Below are 10,224 nucleotides of genomic sequence, written 5' to 3' on the forward strand. Positions count from 1 at the left end.
CCCAAATCCCTTTACGGGACTGCGCTTCACTCATCGGGGGGTCGGAAATCACCAGGCCAGCCGCCTCAAGCTCATTGAGGCGAGGCTGGATCGTCGTAGGTCCGAGTTCAAGCGCATCGCATATCGGCCCGACGGTGACATCAGGGTTCGATCGGAGAAATCGCAGGATTCCCGCTTTGACGAGGTTTCCCAGCAACGCGATGGGATCTTGAGCGTCTTCTGAACCTGCTGGCTGCGCAAGTCGAGGCATAGCGCCAATTCTGTCCTACCGGCCTCGGTCGCGTCTAGCAAACCATCCGGTTTAGTTGTTTACTTTCCTCGCATACGTCTATACAGTGTGGTCATGGCGAGGGATGAGACACCGACGGGACGGGTCCCGTTGCGCCGAAACGTGGGTACGTCCGCTCGTCGATCGACGGAGAACGATCTGATCGGCGGCCTAATCGGGGCTATCCTCCCAATCGCCCTCATCCTCTCCTCCACAGCGGAAGCGAATACTTCCGTTCTCCACAATGGCTTGTCAACCGCTGTTCCAGCGTCGCGCCTCGTGGTTGGGTGTGGATCGCGGCGACCATCGCGCGTGCCATTCCGTTCGTGCCGGGTGGCCGTCCTGACAGATCAGGAGGGCTGGCACTGATGGCGAGCCAAAGCGCAGGGCGACGCGGGGTGCTGTGGGCGGTCATCGGCGGTCTCGTCCTGGTCGCCGGGATCATCGCCATCGTCGTGGCTTCTGTCCTCCCTCGGTCCGCACCAACTCCCTCCCCGAGCGACAGTTCGAGCCAAGGCCCTAACGATCCATCGCCCACGGCCTCCGCGCCTCAGGGCGACGAGTTCGTTGACCCTGCGGCCGCGGACCGAGGGTGGAGACCCGAGCCGATCACCACCGACGCGGAACCATACATCCGTGCAGCACTGGAGTCCGCGTCCACCTTCGACACGCAGAAGAGCACCCGCGAAGAGTGGCTCGACTACCTCGACACGTGGTTCACGCCCGACACCCGGGCCGCGTCCKAGSCAGACCAACAAGCTGCGATGGAGGACTCGCAGGTCGAGCTGCGGCAAGGAGTTGTGCTACCGGAGTCGGAGTGGGATTCGCTGGAAAACGAGGACGGTCGCGTGGTGGCAGTGACCACTGGCGACGTCGTGTTCGTACCGGTTACTGATGACCCGACGGGCGACATGTCCATCGGCACCGCCGACGTCGTGCTCACGTTCACCCGCTCCGACGGCAGCGGTGGCGAGACGTCGTACGACGAGCAGGCGCGTGTGAGTGTGCAGGTACTCTGCGGTGCCGGTTCCGTCCCAACACCTGACACGGCGCAACAGGCCGGGGACTGCAAGGTAGTCCGCTACTTCACGGAGCCGTTGGAGCCCTGACATGGGTGCCCCACTGGTCGCCGCCACAGCCCTCAACTCGAGGACTGGCCGGAAGATCCTGGCGGGCGCGACCATCCTCATTCTCCTTGCCATCGCGTTCGCGATGACACCCCTCATCGCCGTCCCCTTCGCCGTCGCCAGATCCGCCGCCAGCACAGCGATCACCGGATCGACCGCCGCCCCGGCAGTCAGCGGGGAGTGGGGTTATCCGCTGCGCGGCGACTACTTCACGGGCCGCGGATACGGATACAACCCGGTGCAGGGCTGCAGCTACTGCTCCACGAACCACCAGGGCTACGACATGGCTCAGGGCTGCGGCGCGACGATCTACGCCGCGGGTCCAGGTGATGTGGTCACCGCGGGTTCGTACGCCGGCTACGGAAACACTGTCCGGATCAGCCACGGCGATGGACTCGTCTCCCTCTACGGCCACATGCAGTGGGGCTCGCTTCGGGTCTCCACCAGTCAACACATCACAGCCGGCACCCCGCTCGGCGCGGAAGGCAACACCGGCCGGTCGTTCGGGTGCCATCTGCACTTCGAAGTTCAGAAGTCCGGAACCTCCGTAGATCCAGAACCGTTCATGGCCAGCCTCGGCCTCCCCCTGCAGTAGTCCCCCCGAGCAAGGAGCACCCCATGCCCAGCCACGCACTCCCCACCGACGTCGACGTACCCGACATCCAGCCCGACTTCTCCGCCCCGTTCTTCCAAGGGTTCCAGGTGATCGCGTCGTACATCCTGGCCGGCGCGATGCTCGTCGTGTTGATCATGCTGATCATCGCCGGGGCGTCGCTCGCGTTTCGGGGTCTGGCGTCGGATCGGATGCGGACGTGGGCGGGCGAGAACATCATGTGGATCTTCATCGCCGCCGCCGTCCTCGGCGCCGCCTCCGGCCTGTTCGCCTGGTTCGTCAACTTCGACTTCGGATTCTGATGAACCCGCTCCGCGCCCTCGGCGTCGGCGTTGCCCTGGGGATCGCACTGATGCTCGCTTCAGGCACCGCCGCGCAAGCGAGCACACCGGCCGCCGCGCCCCGAGTGTCGATGGAGGCAGTGAGCGGCGAACCGTGGTCGGCACCCGCGTTCGATGTCGACTGCCAGACCGCGAGCGGCCAGGTCACCTGCACTCCGACCGACCCCAACAACGTGAAAGCCCAGCAATGTTTCCTCGGCGTGTTCATAAACGGTGAGCGTGCGACGGTGTGCACGACCTACGAAGGTCACGTCGAAGCCATCCAGGCTGACGGGGGCCGGGCACTGCTGGTCCAATACGGGTGCAGCGTCGGCGACCTCGTCTGCGTCACCTTCGAGAACGCGGGCCGCGGGATGGCACTGTCGGCGACCGCGATGATGTTCCTCGTCGCCGACAACATGCGCTTCGACACCGGGACGCTGTTGTGGTCGGCTGCGGTGGGTGAATGGTCGTTCTGGCAATGGGCGATCCTGATCATCACCTTCGGGGCCATGGTGTGGGCCGTCGCCGCCGCCGTCGTCTCCGGTGACCGAGAAGAGCTGGTCGGCGCGTTGGTGCGCGCGTTCATCGCCATCCCCGCGGTGCCAATCAGCCTGTGGCTGACCGGACATCTGCTCAACGCCGTGGACGACACGACCTGGTACATCATGAACCGGGACGGGTCGTTCATGCTGTTCTCCACCCTGCAGTCGGTGATGTGGGCGGGTGGGCAGGCGAACTACTTCTTCGCGTTCCTCATCCACGGGCTTCTCATGCTTGGGATGCTGCTGCTGATGCTGGTGTTCGCGTTCCGAAACATCGTCCTCGCCGCGCTGATCATGGTGGGCCCGGTCGCGTGGATGATGTTCCCCGTCCGCGGCATCGGCCCGCAGTGGGTGGTCCGCTACGTCTCCGCCGTCGTCGTCCTGCTCCTCACCGGTCCCCTCACGATCGGGTTCGTCACGCTCATCATCAACGGGCTCGCGACGGTGCGGACGATCTGGGATCCGCAAGCCTGGCCGCTGCTGATTGGCCTGGTGCTGGTGGCGTTCGCGCCGTTCGCGATCTTCGGACTGTTCAGCTTCGCCGGCGCCGTCGCCGCCGACAACGTCGGCTCCCGCCTCGGCTCCCACGGTGGCCGGATGGCCGCCGGCGCCGCCACATCCGCGGCCCGTATCCCTACCCGCATGGGCGGACTGCCCTCCGGTATCCGACCCGCCAGCGGCGCCCCGGGATCCACCGGCCCATCCGCGCGACCCGCACAGGCACGAACCGCGGTTGCCGGCGCTCCGCGCCCCGCCGGTGCCGCACAGGGCCCCACCGCTCCCGTCGGCCAGACCCGCGCGCCAGGGGCCGGCGGGTCACCGTCGTCGCCTCCCCCCTCGCCGTCGCGATCTTCGAGGAGTGAGGGGAGGTCATCATGACCACCGCGCCCGAGCACGCCCGTCCCGTTCGCCTCGCGCGCCGCTCCGGGCAGGGCGTGGTGATAGGCCTGGACCCGTGGCAGCTCGCGTTCCTCACCGCGGCGGCGGTGATCCTGTTGATCTTCATCAACCGGTTCGGACCCCTCGGCCTCCTCTACGGCGCACCCTTCTACCTGGGGTTCGGGGTGACCGCGCTAACCAGCATCCACGGGATCTCCACCCCCCGGATGGGCGGCCTGTGGCTGATGAAGCAGGTCCGGCACGGCGCGGGTGCGACGACGGAGAAGTTCCGTCCAGAGGCCCCGCGACTCACGGGAACGCTGAATCTGCCCGGAACGCGCGCGTCGGTGCAGCTCTGGGACGTGAACCACACCGCCGCCGTCTACAACCCGCACGACCGATCCGTCTCCGTCATCGCGGAACTCGAGGTGCAGGGGTTCTTGATGCACGACCTCCCGGAACGGTTCGATCTCGCGGAGCAGTTCGACCGGGTCCTCGGCCCGTTCACCCAACGCCCCGGCGTGAAGAGGGTCACCCTGCAGGAGCGGACCCTGCCGACCACGATCCGCGCCGCCCGCGAACACTACGACACCGTCCGCCGCGTCAAGGACCTGAACCCCGACTCCCCCGTCGCCCGCAACTACCAGGACGTGATGGACACCTCCGAGCGGTTCGAGGTCGCACACCGCAACTACCTCATCCTCACCCTGGACCTGGTCGCACTCGGCTCCCAGCTGAAAGCCCTCGGCGGGGGGAAGGATGCAATCCTCGCGCTCGCGCAGATCGAAGCAGGGAACCTCTCCGACGCGCTGACGGCAGCGAAGATCAAGGTGCGCCAATGGCTCGCACCCCGCGACGTCGCCGCGTTGGGCCGGCTCGCGTTCGACCCGGAGTTCGCCGCGATCGTGCAGAACCGCCCCGCACCGGTGGCGGGGGTGGATCCGGTCGCGATGGGGCCGATGTTCCTGGAGGAGCCGAAGGGCCGCAACGGGATCGTCATCACGGACTCGGGGGTGCACACCACGATGTGGGTGCACGAGTGGCCCCGCTCCGACTCCCCGGTCGGATTCCTCTCCCCCGTCGTGTTCGCGAGGCACCCGAACACCGGGGAGGCGATCACGCACATCTTCTCCATCGTCCTCACCCCCGTCCCGGTCAGTAAGGCGTTGAAGCGGATTCGGGATGAGAAGAAGGTGTGGCGCGGCAACGAGAACCTCCGGGCGAAGCGGGGTGCGGATGGGTCGGCGGCGGATGCCGCGGACTGGCGCGCGTTGGAGCAGCAGGAGCAGGAGATCGCGAACGGGCACGGCGAATTCCAGTACGGCGCATACCTGACCATCACCGCCCCCGATGAGGAACGCCTGGACCAGGCGATCGCGGGAATGCGCAATGCGCTCAGCCGCGCGGGGATGGAGGCGCAGATCCTGTACTGCCAGCAAGCCGAAGCGCTCCTCGTCAACGCGCTGCCGATCGGGCTAGGGATGAAGTGATGACCCGCCACGCCGCCACCTTCACCCCCGCAGACCTCACCCGCCAACAGAAGAAGGACCTGCAACGCGACATCGCGCAGACCAGGCGAGAGGAGAAGCCGGCCCGGTCGTCGCGGAAGGACCGGCTGCTTCCCGAGCCGGCGGTGCCGGGACCGTTCGGGCCGGGCATCCTCCGCGGCGGGTATTGGAATCTTGCTGCAGCGATGATCCCCGCGCATCAGGCCACCAGTCAGCACATCGCCGGGATCTACCCGTTCGTCGCCGACAGTGGCCTCGGCCACCGCGGCCCCATTCTCGGCGTCGACCTCAACGCAGACGCGCTGTGGCACTTCTCCCCATGGGAGGCGTACGTCGACACCACCGAACGCGGCACGTTCTCCACCAACATCCTCGTGCTCGGCGCGTACCGCAGCGGGAAATCCGCGACAGTGAAAACCCTCGTCACCCGCTCCATCGCCTTCGGCCACCAGGTCGTCGTCCCCAGTGATCCGAAAGGTGAATGGGTTGCCGTCGCGGAGGCGATCCCCGGTGGGCGGGTGATCCGCCTCGGTGGCGGCACCGGCACCCGCCTGAACCCCCTGGACCGCGGCCCGCGCCGCACCGACAGCACCGATGAGCAGCACGAACAGATGGTGAAGCAGCGGCGCATCGGCACCCTCATCGCCCTCATCGAGATGACCCTCGGCGGGCGCCTCACCGCCGTCGAGCACGCCGCGATCATGGACGCCCTGGAACGGTGCATCACCGCGACCGGGGACAGGCCGACGCTCCGAGGTGTGTACGAGGAGCTCGGCCGGTTGGCGGGAATGACGGATGCCGCGTTCGGTGCCGCCGGCGGCGCCATCCAGCCCCGCTTCGTGCTCCGCCGGTTCGTGGAAGGCGACCTGTCCGGCCTGTTCGAAGACGAATCCACCGTCGAGTTCGACCAGGACGCCCCCATCGTCGTCACCGACACCAGCGAACTGTTCGCCCGTGGGGATCTCGCCGCGCAGCTCACGCAAGTGTGCTCCACCGCGTGGATCCAAGCCGTCATCAGTGACCGGGCCGCGCGGCGCACCCGATATGTGGTGCGCGAGGAGGGGTGGCGGGACATGACGTCGCTCGCGTCGCTGCAGATGTTCCAACAGTGGCTGAAACTGTCCCGGCACTACGGGATCAGCAACATCGTGATCCTGCACAAAATGGGTGACCTCGACGCCGTCGGCGACGCCGACTCCCTCGAACGCTCCCTCGCCTACTCAATCGTCGGGGACATTGAGAACAAGTTCATCTTCCGCGTCAACCACCAAGAACAAACCGCCCTCCGCAGCCGCCTGAACCTCCCCGCCCCACATGTGGAGATGGCGCGGCAGCTGCGGAAGGGCGAGTTCCTCGCCTACGTCGGCCAGTACTCCTACCTGGTGGACTGCTTCGCCACCTCCACACCGTGGGAGTTCGACCTGTTCGCCACCGACGACGCCGTCTCCCCCGCCGACCGCGACGACAGCGCCCTGCACCTCATCGACGCCAGCACCCTGGACAACTACTGGCCCGAACCCATCCCGGCCCCGGCCGACACCGGGCTGGATGGCTGGCTGTCGCCGAACACGCCCGACCTGACCGAGGAGCACTGAGCCATGAGCACCGTCACCCATCCCCGCGCGTACGCGACCGTCACCGGCCCGACCGCGACCTTCATCACCCCCGACGGGCACACCGAACCGGTCACTGCGACAGGTGACGAGGACATCCGGCACGCCGTCGTCCGCCGCGCCACCGACGAAGCCCGCCGCACCGGCACCCCCGTGGAGCTCGTCACCTCCGGCGACCGCGGCGAACACCACCTCCTCATCGACGCCCGCGGCGCCCTGATCCCCATCGACGACACCATCGCCCTCGGCACACCCACCCAGGCAACCGAGGATGCGCTCCCAGAGACGAGTGGAGAGGAGGTGAGAGCACAGACTCCACAGCCGGACGCACACCTCGCCGGTCCCGCACCGGCTGTGGAGTCCCCCACCCGCCCCACCTTCCTCACCCCCACCACCGACACCCCACACCGCGCCGGCGGCTGGCGGGGAGCCCTCACCCGGGTCGGGATCACGGTGCGCCCGTCGGCCGCGGATCAGCGGCGAGCGGAATGGACCGGAGTGGCCTCGCGGCAGTGGGCCGGATGCCGCACCCTGGCTGTCGCGAACGGGAAGGGTGGAGTGGGGAAGACGATGACCACGGCGATGCTCGCCGCCGTCTACGCCCGTGAGGGCGGCGGCAACGTCCTCGCGTGGGACAACAACGACACCCGCGGCACCCTCGGCTGGCGCACCGAACAAGGCCTGTACGACACCACCCTCCGCGACCTCCTCCCCCAAGCGGAGGTGCTCCTGGCGCCCGGTGCCGGGGTGTCGGACATCACCCGGTTCGTGCATCACCAAGCCACCGACCGGTACGACGTGCTCCGCTCCAACCCGGAACTGCTCGCCACCGATCAGCGGATCGCAGCAGCCGAGTTCGACCTGCTGATGCAGGTCGCCGCCCGCTACTACCGGCTGGTGATCTTCGATTCCGGCAACGACGAATCCGCCGAACGGTGGCTGCGGATGGTCGACAACTCCTACCAGCTCGTCATCCCCACCCTCGCCAACCCCGAATCCGCCGAGTCCGCCATCCTCCTCCTGGACGCGCTCCGCGGCCGCGACGAACGCTCCGCCGCCCTCGCTGACCACGCCGTGGTCGTCGTCACACAGTCCGAACCGACCGGCGGGGTGGCGGCCCGGCGGATCGCGGACGGGTTCCGTCCGCACGTCCGCGCGGTGCAGATCATCCCGTTCGACCCGGCCCTGAAAGCCGGGCAGCTCCGATTCGACGCCCTCCGACCCCGCACCCGCGACGCGTGGCTCAGCGTCGCCGCCACCGCCGCCGAAACCCTCTAGAAGGACACAGCGATGAATCAGAGTGTGCTCGGGAAGGGGATCGCGGTCCTTATCGCGGCTCTGGTGGTGATGTCGCTCGCGTTCGGGTTCCTCGCCGAAGCCCTCACCCTCCTCGTCTGCGGTGCCCGTCCGACACCGGAGAACCTCTTCGCTGGGCTCTGGCTCGCGATCACCGGCGACCCCGCCGCCTACACCGCCCCCGACGGGTGCACGCTCCCCATCATCGGCATCCGCATCGCTGACATCGCCGCCGTGCTGCTGATCGCTGCCCTGGTGGTGTGGGTGCTGGTCGCGGTGCGCAGGTATCGGCAATCCGATCAGGCGTTCATCACCGACCTCCGCACCCGCCCCGGGTTCGCCACCTCCTCCGAGATCCGCGAGCACCTGTCCGCGAAGGCCGTGCTGCGCCGCGCGGGGCAGCTGCGACCGGACTTGGCGAAGCCGACGGCGACAGATGTGGGCTGGCGGGTGGGACGCTCCCGCGGACAGGACGTGTACGTCTCCATCGAAGACTCCGTCGCCCTCGAAGGACCACCCCGCTCCGGCAAGGGCTACCGGGTGCTCATCTCCGCGATCGTCGACTGGTCCGGGCCGCTCATCACCACATCGACGACGAACGACAACCTGACCGCGACCATGCGGATGCGGCAAAACCGCGGTGACGTGCACGTGTTCGACCCGCAGGGCCTCTCCGGCATCCGAAACCCCCTCCGCGTCTCCCCCATCGCCGGATGCGACGACCCCCTCGTGGCCATGCAGCGCGGCACCGCGATCATCACCGGCACCGCGCTCGGCGCATCCACCACCAACGGGGAATGGGCGCAAGCATCCGGGATGGTCCTCGGCCGGCTGCTGCACGCCGCCGCCGTCGGCGGAAAGTCGATCGCCGAACTCTACGACTGGGGCACCAGCCCCGCCCAAACCAGGGATGCGGTAGAGATCCTCAAAGCCGACGGGGCACCCGGATGGGGGGACAGTCTCGACGCGACCATCAACGGGGACGAGAAACTCGTCTCCTCGATCTGGTTCGGTGTGCAAGGGGCCGTCGCACCCCTCGCCGTCCCCCAAATCCGCGACGCCCTCATGCCACAGCCCGGCGACCCGCTCTTCGACCCGCGAGAGTTCCTCACCGCGGCCAACACGCTGTACCTGATCGGGTCGTCGTCGGGGGCGTCCGCGATGGGCGGATGGCTCAGCGCGGTGCTCGACGACATCGTCGAAGTCGCCCGCACCACCGCCCTCGCGTCCCCCGGCTCCCGCCTCACCCATCCCCTGGGCCTCATCCTCGACGAGATCGCGAACATGTTCCGCTGGGGCAACCTCCCCCGCATCATGGCCGACGGTGGTGGTCGCGGCATCTGCACCTTCATCGTCCTGCAAGCCCTCAGCCAAGCCGAAACCTCCTGGTCCCGGGCGGAGGCGGACACCATCTGGGCGGCGGCGACCGCGAAAGTGCTCCTCGGCGGCGCCAGTCACGTGAACCATCTCCGCGACATCGAATCCCTCCTCGGCACCAGGGACACGCAGCGCGAGCTGCGGTCCTGGTCCACCCGCGATGCCGGGCACTCCACCAGTCAGCACCACGAACGCCGCCCCCTCATGTCCGTCGATGAGATCCGCCGCCTCCCGCCCAGTACAGGCCTCCTCGCCTACCGGAACCGGCGGAGCGTGCTCCTGGAACTCGCCGGGTGGGACGAACGCTCCGACGCCCGCTCCATCAACGCCGGAAAACGCGAAACCGAGCGCGAACAGCGCAGCGTATTCGACGACGCGCACCGCGCAGCATCCCCCGTCACGCCGGAACCAGCGGAACCAGCGGAGCCCGCAGAGGCGGTGAGTGAAGAATGAGCAACCGTCGCCGACCACCGTTGATGAACCTGTATCGGTCCGAGTTCCTGCGCTCGCGGACCTGGTTCGCGCGCCGGGACCGCTGGTTCACCGAGCAGACGAACCGCGGACACTCGCTCGCCTGCGCGGGATGCGGACGCCCCGCGGAGAAGAAGCAGCTGGAACTGCACCACCTCGACTATGCGGGCGTGATCGTCAAGGAGGGGCGTTGGATGGCGCTCGAGC

Annotated in this window: 9 protein-coding genes and 1 pseudogene; 9 read left to right on the forward strand and 1 reads right to left on the reverse strand. The window is 67.9% G+C overall.

Annotated features, from left to right (window positions below; translation table 11 throughout):
- The coding region (locus AC1DP3_RS17440; RefSeq protein WP_477295499.1) for a MarR family transcriptional regulator at window positions 1-250 on the reverse strand (250 nt) is incomplete at its 3' end.
- A 305-nt stretch (window positions 251-555) separates the two neighbouring features.
- Here AC1DP3_RS17440 and AC1DP3_RS17445 point away from each other — a divergent pair.
- The 9 genes and pseudogenes from AC1DP3_RS17445 to AC1DP3_RS17485 all read left to right on the forward strand — a co-directional run.
- Window positions 556-1,377, forward strand: coding sequence for a hypothetical protein (locus tag AC1DP3_RS17445; protein WP_477295501.1), 822 nt, complete (start codon window positions 556-558; stop codon window positions 1,375-1,377).
- A gap of 1 nt (window position 1,378) precedes the next feature.
- Complete coding sequence (locus tag AC1DP3_RS17450; RefSeq protein WP_477295503.1) at window positions 1,379-1,990, forward strand: M23 family metallopeptidase; 612 nt, start codon at window positions 1,379-1,381, stop codon at window positions 1,988-1,990.
- A gap of 23 nt (window positions 1,991-2,013) precedes the next feature.
- Window positions 2,014-2,310, forward strand: a complete 297-nt coding sequence (locus AC1DP3_RS17455; protein WP_477295505.1) for a hypothetical protein — start codon at window positions 2,014-2,016, stop codon at window positions 2,308-2,310.
- Window positions 2,310-3,752 (forward strand): hypothetical protein, encoded by a 1,443-nt coding sequence (locus AC1DP3_RS17460; protein WP_477295507.1) that lies wholly within the window; start codon window positions 2,310-2,312, stop codon window positions 3,750-3,752. The genes AC1DP3_RS17455 and AC1DP3_RS17460 overlap by 1 nt, the downstream gene beginning before the upstream one ends.
- Window positions 3,749-5,242 (forward strand): SCO6880 family protein, encoded by a 1,494-nt coding sequence (locus AC1DP3_RS17465; RefSeq protein ID WP_477295509.1) that lies wholly within the window; start codon window positions 3,749-3,751, stop codon window positions 5,240-5,242. The genes AC1DP3_RS17460 and AC1DP3_RS17465 overlap by 4 nt, the downstream gene beginning before the upstream one ends.
- Window positions 5,242-6,855 carry a hypothetical protein gene (locus AC1DP3_RS17470; RefSeq protein ID WP_477295511.1) on the forward strand — a complete coding sequence of 538 codons (1,614 nt, stop codon included), beginning with the start codon at window positions 5,242-5,244 and terminating at the stop codon, window positions 6,853-6,855. Before AC1DP3_RS17465 ends, AC1DP3_RS17470 begins: the two co-directional genes overlap by 1 nt.
- 3 nt (window positions 6,856-6,858) lie before the next feature.
- Window positions 6,859-8,151 (forward strand): MinD/ParA family ATP-binding protein, encoded by a 1,293-nt coding sequence (locus AC1DP3_RS17475; RefSeq protein WP_477295513.1) that lies wholly within the window; start codon window positions 6,859-6,861, stop codon window positions 8,149-8,151.
- 12 nt (window positions 8,152-8,163) lie between these two features.
- A complete protein-coding gene (locus AC1DP3_RS17480) occupies window positions 8,164-9,999 on the forward strand; it encodes a type IV secretory system conjugative DNA transfer family protein (RefSeq protein ID WP_477295515.1) in 1,836 nt (611 codons plus the stop codon).
- Window positions 9,996-10,224, forward strand: a pseudogene (locus AC1DP3_RS17485) (hypothetical protein); the annotation flags it as partial. The gene AC1DP3_RS17480 and the pseudogene AC1DP3_RS17485, both read left to right, overlap by 4 nt.

This window comes from Microbacterium sp. P5_B6 (genome assembly GCF_056400345.1).